Source organism: Bradyrhizobium arachidis, from assembly GCF_024758505.1.
Classification (GTDB): Bacteria; Pseudomonadota; Alphaproteobacteria; order Rhizobiales; family Xanthobacteraceae; genus Bradyrhizobium; species Bradyrhizobium manausense_C.
The window spans coordinates 8095129-8112922 of record NZ_CP077970.1 but is presented as its reverse complement, the minus strand read 5'-3'; the positions used below and the strand labels follow the sequence as shown (position 1 = coordinate 8112922).

16 protein-coding genes and 1 tRNA gene are annotated in these 17794 nt (G+C 63.2%); 11 read left to right on the top strand and 6 right to left on the bottom strand.

Going from position 1 to position 17794, the window contains the following annotated elements; translation table 11 throughout:
- Positions 1–98: 98 nt before the first annotated feature.
- Positions 99–2894 (bottom strand): di-heme-cytochrome C peroxidase, encoded by a 2796-nt coding sequence (locus KUF59_RS37660; RefSeq protein WP_212460368.1) that lies wholly within the window; start codon positions 2892–2894, stop codon positions 99–101.
- 189 nt (positions 2895–3083) lie between these two features.
- Entirely contained in the window at positions 3084–4874 is a 1791-nt protein-coding gene (locus tag KUF59_RS37655) for an adenylate/guanylate cyclase domain-containing protein (RefSeq protein ID WP_212460369.1), read from the bottom strand.
- A gap of 226 nt (positions 4875–5100) precedes the next feature.
- On the opposite strand from KUF59_RS37655, the gene KUF59_RS37650 reads away from it, so the two are divergent.
- From KUF59_RS37650 to KUF59_RS37615, 8 genes are all read left to right on the top strand, one after another.
- Entirely contained in the window at positions 5101–5733 is a 633-nt protein-coding gene (locus tag KUF59_RS37650) for a LysE family translocator (RefSeq protein ID WP_212460370.1), read from the top strand.
- Positions 5734–5759: 26 nt separating this feature from the next.
- Complete coding sequence (locus tag KUF59_RS37645; protein WP_212460371.1) at positions 5760–7325, top strand: amidase family protein; 1566 nt, start codon at positions 5760–5762, stop codon at positions 7323–7325.
- Between the two features lie 483 nt (positions 7326–7808).
- Positions 7809–8276, top strand: a complete 468-nt coding sequence (locus KUF59_RS37640; RefSeq protein ID WP_212460372.1) for a YidB family protein — start codon at positions 7809–7811, stop codon at positions 8274–8276.
- A gap of 26 nt (positions 8277–8302) precedes the next feature.
- Entirely contained in the window at positions 8303–8563 is a 261-nt protein-coding gene (locus KUF59_RS37635; protein WP_212460373.1) for a GlsB/YeaQ/YmgE family stress response membrane protein, read from the top strand.
- Between the two features lie 90 nt (positions 8564–8653).
- On the top strand, positions 8654–9484 hold the full coding sequence (locus tag KUF59_RS37630; RefSeq protein WP_212460374.1) for a potassium channel family protein: 831 nt from the start codon (positions 8654–8656) through the stop codon (positions 9482–9484).
- A 180-nt stretch (positions 9485–9664) separates the two neighbouring features.
- Complete coding sequence (locus KUF59_RS37625; RefSeq protein WP_212460375.1) at positions 9665–10660, top strand: DUF808 domain-containing protein; 996 nt, start codon at positions 9665–9667, stop codon at positions 10658–10660.
- 120 nt (positions 10661–10780) lie between these two features.
- Positions 10781–11203 (top strand): nuclear transport factor 2 family protein, encoded by a 423-nt coding sequence (locus tag KUF59_RS37620; protein ID WP_258767860.1) that lies wholly within the window; start codon positions 10781–10783, stop codon positions 11201–11203.
- A gap of 92 nt (positions 11204–11295) precedes the next feature.
- Positions 11296–11721: a DoxX family protein gene (locus tag KUF59_RS37615; protein WP_212460377.1), complete on the top strand. Its 426-nt coding sequence runs from the start codon at positions 11296–11298 to the stop codon at positions 11719–11721.
- A 103-nt stretch (positions 11722–11824) separates the two neighbouring features.
- On the opposite strand, the gene KUF59_RS37610 is transcribed toward KUF59_RS37615, so the two are convergent.
- Positions 11825–12577 (bottom strand): sulfite exporter TauE/SafE family protein, encoded by a 753-nt coding sequence (locus tag KUF59_RS37610; RefSeq protein WP_212460378.1) that lies wholly within the window; start codon positions 12575–12577, stop codon positions 11825–11827.
- 94 nt (positions 12578–12671) lie between these two features.
- Here KUF59_RS37610 and KUF59_RS37605 point away from each other — a divergent pair, with 94 nt between their 5' ends.
- Positions 12672–13562, top strand: a complete 891-nt coding sequence (locus KUF59_RS37605; protein ID WP_212460379.1) for a LysR substrate-binding domain-containing protein — start codon at positions 12672–12674, stop codon at positions 13560–13562.
- A gap of 148 nt (positions 13563–13710) precedes the next feature.
- Here the strand turns inward: KUF59_RS37605 and KUF59_RS37600 are convergent, their stop codons facing one another.
- The 3 genes from KUF59_RS37600 to KUF59_RS37590 form a co-directional block, all read right to left on the bottom strand.
- Complete coding sequence (locus tag KUF59_RS37600) at positions 13711–14679, bottom strand: Bug family tripartite tricarboxylate transporter substrate binding protein (RefSeq protein WP_212460380.1); 969 nt, start codon at positions 14677–14679, stop codon at positions 13711–13713.
- A 17-nt stretch (positions 14680–14696) separates the two neighbouring features.
- Positions 14697–15479: a histidinol-phosphatase gene (gene hisN / locus KUF59_RS37595; protein ID WP_212460381.1), complete on the bottom strand. Its 783-nt coding sequence runs from the start codon at positions 15477–15479 to the stop codon at positions 14697–14699.
- Positions 15480–16049: 570 nt separating this feature from the next.
- On the bottom strand, positions 16050–16940 hold the full coding sequence (locus KUF59_RS37590; RefSeq protein ID WP_212460382.1) for an N-formylglutamate amidohydrolase: 891 nt from the start codon (positions 16938–16940) through the stop codon (positions 16050–16052).
- A gap of 323 nt (positions 16941–17263) precedes the next feature.
- Between KUF59_RS37590 and cpdR the strand changes: the two genes are divergently transcribed.
- Both cpdR and KUF59_RS37580 read left to right on the top strand, forming a co-directional pair.
- Positions 17264–17623: a cell cycle two-component system response regulator CpdR gene (cpdR, locus tag KUF59_RS37585; protein ID WP_140976363.1), complete on the top strand. Its 360-nt coding sequence runs from the start codon at positions 17264–17266 to the stop codon at positions 17621–17623.
- 74 nt (positions 17624–17697) lie between these two features.
- Positions 17698–17772: transfer RNA gene (locus KUF59_RS37580), tRNA-Val, on the top strand.
- Positions 17773–17794: the final 22 nt, after the last annotated feature.

Genomic DNA, 17794 nt, shown 5'->3' with positions numbered 1-17794 from the left:
GGTTCACGTCGGCCGGCCAATGCCGACAAACAGTCATGTCGTCTGCAACGCCGCCTTGCGGGAGCAAAGCGGGCGCGGCGAATCTGTGAGCACAGGCCCTATAGCGTCTTCAGATATTCGATCAGATCGTAGCGCTCGTCTTCCTTGAGCATGCGGCCGATGACGCCCGGATTGTTCGGTCCCGGCGTTCCTTCGAACGAATGGCCGGCGTTGCTGTTGCCATTGATCTCGGTCCCGCTCCACGTCGTGGTCGAGAACCGCGTCTGGCCCGTCTTGCAACTCTCGCCATCCTCGACCGCGAAGCCGACCTGCTTCGGATCGTAGTCGCGATTGCCCATGCAGAACGATTTTGGCCGATCGCGCGCAGGGCTGAGCATCCAGTAGAGCGAGGGCACCGAGCCGTTGTGCAGATACGGTGCGGTGGCCCACACACCGTTCAGCGGGCGTGCGCGGTACCAGGGGCGCGGCTCCTTGACGGGCTCGGGCGGCTGTGGACCGGGATTGGGGCAGTTCTTGCGGCCGCCCCACCATTTCGTCTGCTCGTCCGGCGGGACCTTGCCATCGTTCATCGCCTTGCGGCCGACGATCTCGACGAGCGCCATCAGGCCGATCGAGTACGGCATCTCGGTCGACGTTGCCGTCGGCAGGTTGTCGCATTTCCACCAGTCATAGAGCTTTTTCGTCGGATCGATGTCGAGGAAGCCCGGAGCCTGAACCATTCGCTTCTCCAGCACATAGGCCTGCGCGGAGTCCGTGCCCATGCCTTTCACACTCTTCTGGACCGGGTTCAGGATGTCCTCGTCGCCGATGCGTTCCCAGCGTTTCGACTCCCACACACTCTTGTCATTGTACTTCTCGTCGAACACGCGATCGGTGACCGGGCCCAGATGGCATTCGACGCAGATGTCGGCATAGAGCTGCCGGCCGCGCTCGACGCGCACGGGGTCGATCGTCCAGGCGCCATCGCCGAAGATTTGCGAGGGCCATTTCGGTGACGTCAGTCCGCTGAGCTGTTTCTTGGGCTTCGGTGGGGAGCCCCGCAGCATCTCCTCGATCCAATGCAGATTCTTCACGTCGGTCGAGGTGCGGAACATCGTGCCGTTGGGATAAGCATCGGACAGGTTGAGCAGCGCGGTCACGCCGAGCGCCTCGCCGGCATTGCGGATCAGCGGTTGCTCGATCGAGGCATCGTACTGCGCGTATTTGAGCCAGGGCACGGTCCAGATCGGCGGGAAGCTGACCGGCGCATCCTGGGCATGCAGGTTCTTTTCAAATCCCTCGATGCCGCTGAGCGTCAGGTCCTGGGCGAACACCTGGTTGCCGATCCGGTTGAGCGCGTCGAGACGGCCAAATCCCTCTTCCGTATCCTGCTGCTGCTTGCCGTCCCAGGTTTTCTTGCCCTCGATCGTCTTGTCGTAGTTCTTCTGCCAGTTGAGCAGGAACGAACCGATGGCGCCGAGCTTCTGCTTCAGCGCCTCCCGGTCGGCATCGCTTGCGGAGGCGCCGAGCACGCGATCCGCAAAGCGCGTGAAGCGGCCCGGTACGTAAAGCGTGTAGGCGATGGACAGGCCGGTCGTGATCTCGAGCTTCTTGAGATCGGTCATGGCCGGGCCGCCGTCGAAGCGGATGTCGACGCCCTTGTAGTGGATCTGGCCGGTGTGACAGGCGGCGCAGGTCAGGCCGATCTTGTCTTCCTCCTGCCGGCCCGTCGCCGGATCGCGCACGCCGGTCATGCGCGCAAAACCGACCGGAAGGCCGCCGACATTGTCGACCGGGGTCTCCCATTTGACCGGAGGATTCCACTGCCGCGCAGGGACCGCCGGCGTCGTCTCATAGACGTTGGCATAGCCGAAGCGGCGCAGCGTGGTCTCGTCGGCGTTGATCGTCCTCGGGCTCGGAATGAAGCCGAAGCGCTCGAGATGGGCGCTGTCGCTCAGCAGTCCCGGCCGCGCGAAGAAGTAGAGGCGCGGCTGCTCCAGCGCCATGAACCAGGAATAGGGCACCGGGAACGTCGCGGTGCCCTGGCTTACGTGATGGAACCAGTGCCGGTCTTCCAGCGCCCAGTTCTGCTCGAGCCAATAGGCCTCCTTCGCCTCGACATGCGCCGGCAATGACGGGGCGATGAACTGCCCGACGAATTTCGGCAGCATGGGCTGGAACTGGTCGGGGAAACGCAGGCTCGCAAGCAGTAGCACGACCAGCGCGGCGAGAGCCGCGCCCACATAGCGCAGGACCCGCTGCCGGCGCGTGATCACGGGCCGGGTGATGATCCGCTGTTCGATCCGTGGCGGAAACTTCCGCTCGGTGAACAGCGTCCGGACCTCGGCCACGCTGAGATAGCGGTTGTCGCCTTCACCCTTGCCCATGATGTCGAGCAGGACCGGCCATTCGTTTTTCATGAGCAGCGGGTAGTACCAGCGCGCGTCGTCGCCGGCGCGCTCGAGGTTCTCGCGCATGAAGGTCTTGATCTCGTGCGCGTTGAGGCCGCGCTCGGTGCCGCCGCCGAACGGATCCGGATAGTCGCGACCGAAGGTCGCCAGCCGCGCGATTTCGTCCTCATTCACGACCCCCTCGACGCTGAGGATGCGCGAACCGGCGCCATGCTTGTCCAGCGGGCCGTTGCGTAGGTCGTTGAGTTGCGCGCCTTGCCATGCGCTCTTGAGGATGTGACGGAAGCCGTTGGCGATGAGCGCGACGCCACGGACCTCGACGCGCGCCTTGACCTTGGGCAATCCCGTCTTGCCGCTCGCATCCCCAATCGTTTTCGCAAGCGTGCCGAGTGGCACGGTGCCGGCCTTGACAAAACCCTCGCCGACGAGGCCGCGCAGGAATGGGCAGGGATTGTCCTTGGAGACTTCGATCGGCGGGTTGAGGGGAATGTGGGGGTCTGGCATGGCCCTGGATCCTGAAAAACGACGAATCGAGAAAACGAGACGCGCGGATAGAACCGGAGAAATCCCTAACAAACCGAAAGCGCAGTCTGGGAGACTATACTACTTCAGCGTGCAGCAAAGTGTTGCCTACTTCACAGCCGCGTCAACTGTGCCGGATGGGGGCAGGCGCGCGTTGCGCGGCCCGGCGCTTCAGGAATCGGCCGCCCGCTTCACGTCCGTCTGGACCAGGGTCAATTTGCCGAGCGGGACGCCGGCCTTGAGCAAGCCTTCGCGGTAGTGCGCGAGGTCGTCAGCCTGTTTCCAATGGAAGTTCTTGAGATGCCGATCGACGGTCAGGGTGGGGTAGTTGCTCAGCAGCACCCCGGTCGCTTCAGTGGCCTCCTCAGCCCGCCCCAATTGCGCCAGTGCCGCGGCGCGGATCGCCAGCGCCTGCAAATGGTTCGGATTGAGGTAGAGCTGCTCGCGCGCCCATGACAGCGTCGCGTCATATTGCCCCAGCAGATAATGGCTGAATGCATTCAGCGTCGCCCATTGGTAGCGCGGATCGCTGTTGCCGCGCTGCACGGCCATCGAGAACAGCTCGATCGCCTTGCGATGCTCGCCGATGATGAAGTGGCAGATCCCGAGCACGCCGCGCGCGCCCATGTCGTAGGGATTGAGCGCAACCGCGCGATTGGCGGCATCCATTCCGGCCTCGTAACGGCCGTCGATCACGTCCACCCACGACAGGCACGAAAACGCGAACGACGAGCGTGGGTCGAGCCGGACGCTGGTCTCCGCGAGATGCCGCGCCTCGGCCCACAATTCGCGCGTGCCCTTGACCCATCCGAACTGGATGCTCTGGATCTGGATGGTGACGAGATAGGCATGCGCGATCGACAGTTTTGGATCGAGCGCGATCGCCTCTCTGAACAGGGCGATGGAGGTGTCGAAATCCTCCTTGGTCTGCCGGTAGTAGTGCGAAAGACCTTTGAGGAAGCGGTCCCAGGCGGTCACGTCGGTGGTCAGGCGCGCCGGTGCGGAAGCCTCCGCGCGGAAAATCTCGGTCGCCAGCGCTGCCGACAAATTGGTCGTGATCTCGTCCTGCATCGCGAAGAGATCGCCGATGTCGCGGTCGTACCGTCCGGTCCAGATCTGCTCGCCGGTCTCCGGCGCGATCAACTCGGCGGTGACCCGGACCTTGGTCCCGGCACGGCGCACCGAGCCCTCGATCAGGTAAGTCGCGTCGATCTCGCGCGCGATCAGGCGGGTCGAGACGTTCTTGCCCTTGAACGGGAACGTCGAGTTGCGGCTGAGCACACGATAGAAGGATTGCAGCGACAGCGCGTGGATCAGATCCTCGGTAAGGCCGTCGGAAAAATACTCGTCGTGCTCGCCGGAGAGATTGGCAAAGGGCAGCACCCCGACGATGGCGGTGCGGTATTGCTGTCCAAGCGTGACGACTGCGTCAGCTCGCCGTGGCGCGGCGCCTTCCGGCGTCCAGGTCCAGACGCCGACCGGCTGGTTGATGTTCTTGAACCGGTGCGTGCCGGCGTCGGTCAGGGGCACGCTGAGATGCTTGGCGGCCTCGCCATGGGCTTTGGCCGAAATCGCGATGCCGCCGGGCGCCGACACCGATTCGAGGCGGACGGCGATGTTGACGTCGTCGCCGAACACCTCGTCCTCGTCGGAGATCACGTCGCCCATGTGGATGCCGAGCCGGAACTGCATGGCACGGTCGGCTGGCAATTGATGATTGCGCTCGGCCATCATGGTCTGGATCGCGATCGCCGCCTCGGTGGCGCCGACGATGCTGGGAAACTCCAGCAAAAAGCCGTCGCCGGTGTTCTTCACGACGCGGCCGCCATGATTGAGGATGATCGGGTGGATCGCGGTGCGATGGGCCTTGAACGCGGCATGGGTGCCGGCCTCGTCCGCGCCCATCATGCGCGAATAGCCGGCGACGTCGGCGCAAACGATGGCGGCCAAGCGTCTTTCCATATCCGAAAAGGCTCCAATGGACCCGGGACCGGCCGCCGCGTGGCAGTCTCTTCGAATCCGGCATTTCAAGAACAGGGTCTTTATAGAGCACGAGACGCGGAGCGGAAGTGTTATCGGCAATGCAATTTCGATGTAAATCAACGCAAGACCGGAGGTGGACGGCGGCGTAGGAACCGACTAAGCCGGGGTACTATTGCCCTCCCGTCGCAGCGCTTTGGATATCGGCATGCTCGGCATTCACGAACTCTGGCTGTTCGTTCTCTCCGGCCTTTTGCTCAACATCACGCCGGGCCCCGATACCGTCTACATCATCGGCCGTAGCCTCCAATTGGGATGGCGAGGCGGTGCGGCGGCCGCGCTCGGCATCAGCTTTGGCTGCTTATTCCACGTCACGGGAGCGGCGATCGGGCTGTCGGCGCTGTTGATGGCCTCCTCCACCGCCTTCTCGATCCTGAAGTTGGTCGGCGCCGGCTATCTCCTGTTCACCGGCCTGCAAATGTTGTGGTCGAAGCCTGCGATTGCCGGCGTGGCGGCGAGCGACGACAAGGCCTCGCTGCGGCGGGTGTTTTTGCAGGGCGTATTGACCAACTCGCTCAATCCCAAGGTGGCACTATTCTTCCTCGCCTTCCTGCCGCAATTCGTCGCGGTCGATGCGCCGCACAAGGCGCTCGCCTTCCTGACGCTCGGCCTGATCTTCATCTGCACGGGCACGCTGTGGTGCCTGTTCGTGGCTGCTTTCGCTGCCAGGGCCGCGCACCGCCTGCGGCGATCCGAAGGCGTGATCGCCTGGATCAACCGCGCGCTCGGCGGGCTCTTCATCTATCTCGGCTTTCGCGTCGCGATGCTGGAGACGCGGTAGGGCGTGGACTCGTGAAGGCGCAGGCCATGCTCCCGCTCGAGAACGCGCCGATGAGCGATATCATCGAGGCGCTGGCCAGCGGGCAGGTCACCGCCACCGCGCTAACCAAATTGTATCTGGCGCGTATCGAGGCTTACGACCGCGGCGGATCCAAGCTCAACGCGATACGCGAGCTCAATCCCGACGCGCTGGCGATTGCGGGCAAGCTCGACGACACCAGGCCGTCGGCCAAGCGGCCGCTGGCTGGTGTCCCTGTCCTGTTGAAGGACAACATCGCGACCGGTGACAGGCAGCCCACCACTGCAGGCTCGCTGGCGCTGGAGGGCGCGCGTGCCAGAGGCGATGCCACCGTCGTCAAGCTGCTGCGGGACGCCGGTGCGGTCATCCTGGGCAAGGCGAACCTGACGGAATTCGCCAACATGCTCGCGATCGACATGCCCTCGGGCTACTCCTCGCTCGGCGGCCAGGTGAAGAATCCCTATGCGCCGGCGCTTTTCGACGATCAGGGCATTCCGATCGTGCAGCCGGGCGGATCGAGTTCGGGTTCCGCGGTCGCTGTCGCGGCCGGTCTATGTGCCGCCTCGATCGGCACCGAGACCTCGGGCTCGCTGCTGTACCCCGCCAGCCAGAACGGCCTCGTCACCGTAAAGCCGACCGTCGGGCTGATCAGCCGAGCCGGCATTTTGCCGATCGCACACAGCCAGGATACCGCAGGGCCGATGACGCGCACCGTGCGCGATGCGGCGATGCTGCTGAACGTGCTGGCCGCCAAGGATCCGCTCGACCCGGAGACTGGGCGGCAGCGGCGGCCGGCCGACTACACCGCCGGCCTCGCGCGCGACGCGATGAAGGGCGCGCGGATCGGCGTGCCGAGCGATCCCACCGATCCGCTGAACGATCGCTACTACGGCAAGCTGCCGGCCGGCTGGGCCAAGGTCATGACTGAGGCGATCGAGCTGCTCAGGGATCTGGGCGCCGTCATCGTGCGCGCCAACATGCCGACACTGGGCTGGATCGGCGGGCCGGGCACGACCATGACGGTGCTCAACCGTAATCCGCTGAGCCGCCACAAGGGCAATCTGGCGACGCCGCCGATCGTCTTCCTGTATGAGCTGAAGCGTGATCTCAACCTCTATCTGGAGGATTGGGCGACCAACACCGCGATCAAGACCCTCGCCGACATCGTGGCCTTCAACGAGGCGAACGCCGACAAGGCGCTACGCTTCGGCCAGGACCTGTTCCTTGCCGCCGACATCACCAGGGGCGATCTGAGCGAGCGCGAGTACAAGTCGGCACGCGCCATGGACCTGCTCGCCGCCAGAACGCGCGGCATGGACGCCTACATGAAGCAGCACAAGCTCGACGCGGTGCTGTTCCCCGGCAGCGGCGGCTGCGTGATATCAGCGAAGGCGGGCTATCCCAGCGTCATGGTGCCGGCAGGCTTCGTCTCGGGGGTCGACGGCAAGGACACGCCGGACTATCCGCTCGGCGTCACTTTTGCGGGGCGAGCCTGGAGTGAGCACAAGCTTCTGCGACTGGCCTACGCCTATGAGCAGGCCTCCAACAAGCGCAAGCCGCCGCCAGGCTTGTGAGTCAGCGCGCTAGAGCGCGATGGCTTTAGGTTGAATCGTCATCGCGCTCTAGCTCTTTGTTTGAGCATGATCTTTTCGGAAAACCGCTGCGCACTTTTCCGGATCATGCCTTAGCCGAGCCCTTCGAGCAGCGCGCTGCTCATGAGGCCGAGCAAAATCATCGCGATCAAGAACCTGCGGCGAAACGTATCTGCCGGCACGCGCGACGAACGCGCCACGACGTCGTTTCATTGATCCATGTCAATTCCTTCAGCAAGCGGACTGTACCGTCGGGAGGCAAGGACTCCGGTCACGCCCCGGCCGTCACAATCTCGCCGCGTCAGTCAGGGCGCTGCCGCAACCGAAAGACTTGCGACCCGCTCGGCCGAGCCGGCATCTGAGATCAGCAAGGCGGCAGAAGCGGCCTTGGCCGATGTTCGAATGATTTCGCTTGATGGGTGAACGAACGCAAAGCAGCACAAATTCCAAATGGAGGAGGCGAATATGAGCCGCGGAATGCCCTCAATGACTGCGCTTCTTGGAATGCTTGCCCTCGCGGGCTACCAGAACCGGGACAAGCTCATGGAAATTTTCAACAGCGCGACGGGCAGCCAGTCCAAACCCGGCAGCGGCGGACAGGCCGCGGCACAGGGCGACCTGTCGAGTATCTTTGGCGGCCTGCTGGGAGGAGGGGGAGCCGGAAGTCTGCTTGGTGGCGGTCTCAACGAATTGTTCGATCAATTCTCAAAGAACGGACAGGGGGAAGCAGCCGAATCCTGGGTCGGCACAGGCCCCAACAAGGAGATCTCGCCTCCTCAGCTTCAGCAAGCCATCGGGCCTGATGTCCTGGCCGCGCTGGAGCAGCAGACCGGGCTGTCCCGAGAAGAGCTTCTCGCGCGACTTTCGCGAGAACTGCCAACGGCCATCGACCGATATACGCCCGACGGCCGTTTGCCTCCGCGCGCCAGTTGATTTCACCACTTACGGGGAACAGCACGATGAGCATCATCTGGACGATTATTATAGGCTTTCTGGCGGGAGTCGTTGCCAAATTCATCATGCCCGGGAGCAACGAGCCGTCAGGGTTCGTACTGACGACAATTTTGGGCATCGTGGGCTCGATCCTGGCATCTTATCTCGGCCAGGCACTCGGTTGGTACAAGGCGGGCGAGGGCGCCGGCTTCATTGGTGCCGTCGTAGGAGCGATCATCCTGCTGGCGATATACGGATTCGTCGTCGGCCAGCGTCGATCCGCTTGATTGTCCTGCCGTGGATGCGAAAGAAAAGTCTCCCGTCATTCCTCTTGACGGGAGGACGGCCCGAGCAACGACAATCGGTATCCGCTGACCATGGTGGTTTCGCGCAACAACCCGAATGAACCTGGGTTGTTCGCTCTTGTCGCTGCCCCATTTGACACGCTCAAAAGCAGGCTCCGGCAACTCTATGAGGGCGAAACGCCCGGCGGGGTGCGATTCCGATACGCCCTGCTCGGGCTCGATGTCATTACGGTTCTGTTCATCGTTGCGACGTCGTTCCTGCCTCGCAACAAGGGCATCGAGTCGCTCGACATCGTGTTCGGTGTCTTGATCCTGGCGGATTTTTCCGCGCGGCTGATCATCAGTCGTCAGCCGCTGCAGGATTTTGCGCGCCTGTCGACCTGGACGGACATCGTGGTCATCATTTCATTTCTTGCGCCGCTTGCCGGAGAAGCCGGCGGTTTCCTGCGCGCCTTTCGAACATTGCGGCTGCTGCGCGACTATCAGATGGTGGCGCGGCTCCGGGTCGACAGCTCCTTCTTTCGGCGCAATGAGGAAGTCGTCTTTGCCGTCGCGAACCTCGCGGTGTTCGTTTTCGTCATGACGGGAATCGTCTACGAGACGCAGAGGTCTCACAATACTCAGATCGCCAACTATGCCGATGCGCTCTATTTCACGGTCACCGCGCTGACCACGACTGGCTTCGGCGACATCACCTTGCCAGGCACAATCGGGCGCCTGATAACCGTCGTGATCATGATCTTCGGCGTCACTCTTTTCCTGAATCTCGCCAAGGCATTGCTCGCGCCCTCCAAGGTGCGGTTTCCGTGCCCGATCTGCGGCCTGCAGCGCCATGATGTTGACGCGGTGCATTGCAAGGCCTGTGGCACCGTGTTGAATATACCCGACGAAGGCGCGGACTAGAGCATGATCCGGAAAAGTGTGCAGCGGTTTTCCGAAAAGATCATGCTCAAACAAAGAGCTAAAGCGCGATGACGATTCAACCAAAAATCATCGCGCTTTAGGTTATACGGCGGTGACGACGGTGTCGGACAGGTGGAAGGCGGACTGCAAGTTGCTTCCTGAAAATCAAGCGAATTTGCAATGAGTATCGGGCTGCTCGGGCTGCTCGACGATGTCGCTGCGATCGCGAAGGTCGCGGCGGCGTCACTCGACGACGTGGCGGCTCAGTCCGTCAAGGCAGGAGCCAAGGCCGCCGCCGTCGTGATCGATGACGCAGCGGTGACGCCGCGTTACGTATTCGGCTTCTCGGCTGACCGGGAATTGCCGATTGTCGGCAAGATCGCCGCCGGCTCGCTTCGGAACAAGCTTTTCATTCTGCTGCCTGCGACCTTGGCCATCAGCTACTTTTTTCCCCGGATGCTCATACCCCTTCTCGTGCTGGGAGGTGTCTACCTCTGTTACGAGGGAGCTGAAAAGGTTCTGGAGGCCATCGCGCCCCACAAGGCGCACGATCATGAAGCCGAGGTCGGGACGGTTGCGATCAACGCGGAGACATTCGAGGACAAGAAGGTCGCCAGCGCCGTCAAGACCGACTTCATTCTCTCCGCGGAAATCATGGCGATCACCTTGGCGGCTGTTCCCGATGCGAGCTTCTGGATGCAAGCGCTGGTGCTGGCGATTGTGGGGATAGTCATCACCATCGCGGTTTATGGCGTGGTCGCGTTGATCGTGAAGGCCGACGACATCGGCGTGGCTCTCGCGCGGCACGATGGAAAGTCATTTGTCGATCTCACGCGCCGCACATTGGGACGAGGACTTGTGCTCGGCATGCCGGGATTCCTGACGTTTCTCGGCGTCGTCGGCACGGCGGCCATGATCTGGGTTGGCGGCAGCATCATCGTCCATGGGCTCGAAGCCTATGGTCTGAATTCCGTCGCCCATGCCATCGAATCCGTGGCTGAAGCGGCAGCTCACGCCCTGCCGCCTGTTGCCGGCGCGATGAAATGGACGGTTGAAACCGTCCTGTCTGGAATCGTCGGCCTGCTGATCGGCGGAATAGCGATTCCCGTGATCGGGTTTGTGATCGCTCCTGCGTGGACGTTCTCGAAGCGGCTTCTCCGTGCGAAGCGCGGCTGAGGGGTGACAGAAGAGTAGGCGTCGTAAGGGGCCAAAAATAGAAACGGTGCCTTTCCATCATTTCTATTTCGATCTCAATCGGACGGCGTCAGTTTGAGGGTGCAGCGAAGGAGCTCACCCATGACAAGGCAGACAAAAGCGAAGAAAGCAGAAGACGTCAGGCTCTCCGTCGGCGAGGACGCAGACCTCATCGCGACGTTGTTGAAGCGCAACGTCTCCGAGGTCTTCGGCGAGAATGATCCCGAGCGTCGGAGGGCAGTGATCCGCGAGATCTACGCCGAAGACGCAGTCGTGCACGCTCCCGTCGGCGCCATCGTCGGACGCCATGCGCTCGACAAGTTCGCGGGCGATCTGCGAAGCACTCATCCTCATTACGTCTATACGCCGTTCGGAGAGCCGCAGGTCCTACACGACTCGGCCCGGCTGGCCTGGGGATCGGGGCCCGAAGGTGAGCCCCCGGCCTACACCGGCGAGGACTTCATCCTCGTGCGAAACGGCAAGATCGCAGCCCTCTACATCTATCTCGACTCGGTCCCCGTCTAATCCGCATTGCGAAACGAATTTTCTACTCGGCGGCGAGCGCTGACGCGCGTCGTCGAGCCGTCGGACTTCAACCAAGCACAGGAGCAACTACCATGGATACGACCCGCTACGCTTCCCTCGTCGGCCGGCTGCTGATCGGCCTCCCCTTTGCCATGAGCGGCTTCGGCAAGCTCGCCGCATATGGTGCGACGACCGCCTACATCGCCGCGGCCGGACTGCCGGTGCCGCCGCTGGCTTACGCGGTCGCGGTTCTCGTCGAACTCGGCGGCGGTCTGCTGCTGATCGCGGGCTATCAGACGCGCCCGGTCGCGCTGGCGCTTGCCGTGTTCTCGTTGGCAGCCGCAGTCGCGTTCCACGGCAACTTCGCCGACCAGAACCAGATGATCCATTTCCTCAAGAACGTGATGATGGCAGGCGGTCTGCTTCAGATCTTCGCCTTCGGCGCCGGCGCCATCAGCCTCGATGCGCGTCTGTTGCGGAGCGGCGGCGCAGTTGTGGCAGCGGCGCACGCGCGCTGAACTGGCTGCATTGCAGAGGACCCGCCGGCCACGGCGGGTCTTCGTGCGTGCTTTGCACAGCGATTCGAAGTCGCCCCTACAGGCCGAGATCTCGCAGAGGCTGCTAGCCAAATCCCTTCAGCACCGCACTGCCCATGAGGTAGATGCCCAGCAAAATCATCGCGATCAAGAACCAGCGGCGAAAGGTTTCCGCCGGCATGCGCGCACGCACGGCCTGGCCGATATACATGCCGCCGAACGCGCAGGCCATTGCCACCGCACCGGGCACCGCGGTTGCCGCATTGAGCAAGCCGCCGGCGGTGAGGTTGAAGGCGAGGGCGACGGTGGCCACCGTGAAGAACACGCCGAGCGCCTGCACCAGTTCGTCCTTCTCCATGCCGATCGCCTGCATGAACGGCATCGACGGGATCACCTGCACGCCGGTCGAAGCCGAGATGACGCCGGTGACGACGCCGACCGCGCCGCCAACCCACTTTTCGTTGCCGGGCGCCACGCGGAAATGGAATTTGTTCAGGCCGATGATTGCGTAGATCACCAGCAGAAGGCCGAGCACCACGGTGCCATAGGCCGCGTGCGGGCCGGTCAGCGCGCCGGCGTTCAGCCAGCAACCGATCACGGTGCCGATCATCAGCGGCCACAACCGCTTGAGGATGTCGGCGAGATAGGGGCCGGCAAAGGTCTGCCAGATGTTGGTGACGATCGCGGGCACGATGACGATGGCGATCGCCCGGCTCGGCGCCATGGCGACTGCGAGCAGGCCCATCGACACGGTCGGCAGGCCGAGCCCGATTACGCCCTTGACGAACCCGGCGAGCAGGAAAACGGCGGCGATGGCGATGAGGAGCGGGTCGAGCATGGCGCCACATTGACCGATCGCGCGCGCCGGCACAATCTGGAGGTTACGGAGACAGCCTTCGTTGTGAACGAAGGCTAAGCTATAGGAGGCGCCCTTGCGTTTCGACCTCGTCGACCTTCAGCTCTTCATTGCGGTCGCCGACCAGCGCAGCATCACCCGCGGCGCCGAGCGGTCGAACCTGGCGCTGGCCTCGGCCAGCGCGCGGATCAAGGGCCTGGAGGATTCGCTCGGCGTTGCCCTGCTCAAGCGCGGCCGTCGCGGCGTGGAATTGACCGCCGCCGGCGAAAGCCTGCTCGATCATGCCCGCCTCGTCATGCACCAGGTCGATGCCATGCGCGGTGATCTCGCAGGCTTTGCCAGCGGGGTGAGGGCGAGCGTGCACTTTCTCGCCAACACATCGGGACTGTCGGAGCATCTCCCGAAGGCGCTCGCCGGCTTTTTGCGCGAGCATCGCGATGTCGCCGTCGACATCGAGGAGCGCGAGAGCACCGACATCGCCGCCGCCATCACCGCAGGCGCCGCGGATCTCGGTTTTGCCGCGGAGCACGCGCTGCCCAACCATATCGAGCGGTTCGCCTTCAACGAGGACCGCCTGACACTGGTGACGTCGCGGCGCGGCCCGTTTTCCGGGCGTCGCCAGATCGACTTCCAGGAGGCCAGCGGCTGCGATTTCGTCGGGCTGACCAGCGCCACCGCGCTCCAGGTCCACATCTCAAAACACGCGGCGCGGCTCGGAATGCGCCTGCATTTTCGTGCGCGCCTGCGCGACTTCGATGCGATCTGCCAGATGGTTGCCGCCGACGTTGGCGTCGCTCTCGTTCCGGAAGCCGCCGCTCGTCGCTGCGCGCGCGTGATGCCGATCGCGATGGTGCGCCTGCGCGACGCCTGGGCCAACCGCCGCCTCGTGATCTGCGCCCGCAGCTTCAAGACGCTGCCGCGGCCGGCGAAGATGCTCGTGGAGCATCTGCGCGCGGCGGCGATGTGAGGAGCGCTCTCCGAACTCGTCATGCCCGGGCTTGTCCCGGGTATCCACGTTCTTTGCACCGCGCGGGAAAGACGTGGATGGCCGGGACAAGCCCGGCCATGACGGTGTGGCAACACCTGTGCGAAGCGCGTTCGCGAAGAAGACCTCGCTATTTCGTCGTCTCGATGCCGGCGTCCTTGATCACCTTGGCCCAACGGCTGGTCTCGTCGGCGATCAACTGGCGAAAGTGCTCCGGCGTGTCGCCGACCAGCGTCGCGCCTTGCGCGGCGAGCTTTTCCTTTACGGCCGGATCGGCCATCGCCTGCGTGGTGAGGCGGTGGAGCGCGGCCACGACCTGCGGCGGCGTGCCTTTTGGCGCCACCATGCCGTACCAGTTCTCGATATGCATGTCGGGAAAACCGGCTTCGGCCAAAGTCGGGATGTCGGGCGCGGTCGGCGCCCGCGTCAGCGAGCCGATCGCGATCGGACGCAGCGTCTTGGCCTGGATCTGCGGCAACAGGATCGGCATGTCGAAGAACGCCATCTGCACCTGCTGCTGGCCCAGCATGTCGTTCACGGCTGGCGCTGCTCCGCGATAGGGGATGTGCACGATGTCGATCTTGGCGGCGGATTTGAGCAGCTCGCCGGCAAGATGCGGCAGGCCGCCGGGCCCGGTGGAGGCAAAATTGAGCTTTCCCGGCTGCGCCTTGGCGAGTGCGATCAGTTCGCTGAGGTTTTGCGCGGGCACGCTGTTCGGAACCACCAGAATTTCCGGCACGGTGGCGACGAGCGTCACCGGGGCGAGGTCGCGCAGCGTGTCGTAGGCGACCTTTTCCAGGCTCGGGCTGATTGCGAGCGCGCCGGCGCTGGTGATCGCGATCGTGTAGCCGTCGGGGTTGGCTTTGGCGACGACGTCGGTGCCGAGCACGCCGCCCTGGCCGCCGCGGTTGTCGATCAGCACCGGTTGTCCCGCCAGCTCGGACATGCGTTGGCCGACCACGCGGGCGATGATGTCGTTGGGCCCGCCGGCCGGAAACGGCACGATCAGCTTGATCGGCTTTGTCGGATAGTCCTGCGCGAGTGCGAAGGATGGGGCCAGCAGCAACAGCGCGGCGAGCAGCTTGCGCAAGTTTTTCATGCAGGCTCCCCGCCGGCCTATCCGTTGAGCAGTTTTAACGCTTCTTCATGCACGCGCGGATCGCCTGCGGCAATGATGCGGCCGCCGCCCTGCGCGGGCTTGCCTTCCCAGGTCGTGACGACGCCGCCGGCGCCGGTGATGATCGGAATCAGCGCCGCGATATCGTAGGGCTTCAGCTCGGTTTCGACGACGAGGTCGACATGGCCGGCGGCCAGCATGCAATAGGAGTAGCAGTCGCCGCCATAGCGCGACAGACGCGCGCCCATCTCGATGCGGCCGAAGATGGCGCGGTCGCGCTCGTTCATCAGCAGCGGGCTGGTCGTGTAGGTCGTTGCCTCCGAGAGCGAGGCGCAGCGGCGGACCTGGAGCCGGCGCTCGCCGGAGGGGCCTCTATAATTGGCCGAGCCGTTGTCGCCGGAAAAGCGTTCGCCGATGAAGGGCTGATGCATCATGCCGAATACCGGCGCGCCCTTGTGCAACAGCGCGATCAGCGTGCCCCAGATCGGAAAGCCGCCGATGAAGGATTTTGTGCCGTCGATGGGATCGAGCACCCAGACATAGTCGGCGTCCTCGCGCTCGTTGCCGAACTCTTCGCCGACGATGCCGTGTTGGGGGAAGTTGGCCTTGATCAGCCGCCGCATCACGGCCTCCGCCGCGCGGTCGGCCTCGGTGACGGGGTCAAAGTCCTTGGTCTTGCTCTTGTCGTCGATCGACAGCGACGTGCGGAAGAACGGCAAAATAGTTTCGCCGGAGGCGGTGGCGAGCCGTCCGATGAAGGCTGAGAAATCGATCACCGTCACAGCGGGTCCTTCAACTCGACAGGCAAGAGAATGTGGAGGCGAACGCGGATAGTGGAAAGCGAAAGCGGAGCGAACGCTTGTTATTGCCTAGCTCAAATCGCCTGTGACGTGCAGCGCTGTATTAATTTGCACCCTGGTATTTTGCATGCCGCAAATCGTGCCGCTGACTGAGCCATCCGCTGATCAAATATCGATCACGGTGATGAGAGCTTAGTTCCGGACATGCCTCGTTGGTATGCAAACGATATCTAAGCATTTGATTTTATTTAGATATTCAGCTGAATCCGGGTTTCTCCGGAGGCAAAGGAGCTCTGTGTTTTTTGCATAGGAAATCGCTCAAAAGCCCTTGCACTTTGTGCAGCGCAGTCGCATATTGTTGCGGTGCGGTAGCGCCTCGCGTTACCGCTGCCCTCCTTGGGCGTTTCCTCCCTAGACTTGGGCCGCTTGCTCATTGCAAGCGGCCCTTTTTTCTTGCCCGCATTTTCGGAAGCGTCGCTTTCACTTTGCGACGCGCGGCGCTGCCCAAGCGAAAATCGCTCGCGCCTTCTGCGATGCTCTGATGGCGCGGACTTACTCCGCGGCAGCCTGGAAGGGACCGAGATCGCCGAACGAGATGGTTGTGGCCAGCACGTCGGCGAGCACGGCGAAGTCGGCCGCGACCTGGCCAAAGCGGGGCCCGCGCTCGCGCCGCCGCTCATCCATGTAGATGGCGCGGTTGAGCTCGAGCTGCACGGCATGCAGCCCGCTCGCCGGATTGCCGTAGTGCTCGGTGATGAAGCCGCCCGCATAGGGCTTGTTGCGCCCGATCGAATAGCCGAGCCCGCTCATGGTCTCCTCGACCCTGTCGGGCAGGAGCGGCACGCAGCTCGTGCCGTAGCGGTCGCCGATCACGATGTCAGGGCGGCGCGGCTCGTCTCGGCTGACGCCGACCGACGGCATGGAGTGGCAGTCGACCAGCACCACGGTGCCGAACATCTGGTGCACCTTGTTTATCAGTCGCCGCAGCGCGCGGTGATAGGGCTTGTACAGCACCTCGATCCGCTCCAGCGCATCGTCGACCGCGATGCGGTCGCGGTAGATCTCCTGGCCGTCGCCGACCACCCGCGGAATCGTGCCGAGACCGCCGGCGACCCGCATCGAGCGGGTGTTGGCAAAGCTCGGCAGGCGCCCTGCGAACATGCGGGGATCGAGCTCATAGGGCTCGCGATTCACGTCGACATAGGAGCGCGGAAAGTTGACGCGCACGACCGGGAAGCCGCGATCGCTCAAATGGCCGACCAATTCGTCCATGAAGGAATCTTCGGAACGCCGCAGCGTCGACAGGTCGATGCGCGAGGCGGCGAGGAAATCGTCGGGATAGGTCGAGCCTGAATGGGGCGAGTTGAAGATGATCGGCGCCCGCCATTCCCTGGGCTCCACGATCTCGAACGGTGGCGACAGATCGCCGTCAAACCGGGTCATCTTCTGGGCGTCATCCCATGGTCTTTCGCGCGGGTCCGCTCAAGGTCCGGACAAAAGCGATTCGGCCGGTCGCGCGAGGCTTTTATGTGCTTTCATTGTCAGGAATCGCAACCATTCTGCCAAGCGAAAAAACGTGAAATGGGCTGGCAAATGATTTGGAACGTGTCTTAACCCTGCGGGTGCGGTCCGATTGATTCGTGTCCTGTTCCGGTCCAGAAAGGGTCGGCCACGCGCGGCAAAGAGGTGCATTTTTCACCCGAAATTTACCCTCTGTCGGGCTTAGTGATCTCAGTAAAGTTTCCGGGGATTCGACGTTTCCAGCCATGCACAAGATCCTGCTCGCCGAAGACGACAACGACATGCGCCGTTTCCTGGTCAAAGCGCTGGAAAACGCCGGATTTCAGGTTTCCTCCCACGATAACGGCATGTCGGCCTATCAGCGGCTGCGCGAGGAGCCGTTCGAGATGCTGCTGACCGATATCGTGATGCCGGAAATGGACGGCATCGAGCTCGCCCGCCGCGCCTCGGAACTCGATCCCGACATCAAGATCATGTTCATCACCGGCTTCGCCGCAGTGGCCCTGAACTCGGATTCGGAGGCCCCCAAGAACGCCAAGGTGCTGTCCAAGCCCGTCCACCTGCGCGAATTGGTGAGCGAAGTGAATAAGATGCTGGCGGCCTAAATCGGCCGCTGAGCATCCTTGCGCAGGGTCCCCTGAGCCGTTATAGGGACCCCACCCGACGTTAATGACCTCTAGGGCACGTAGCTCAGCGGGAGAGCACTACCTTGACATGGTAGGGGTCACAGGTTCGATCCCTGTCGTGCCCACCATCCGTCGCTCGCGAAGCGAGAG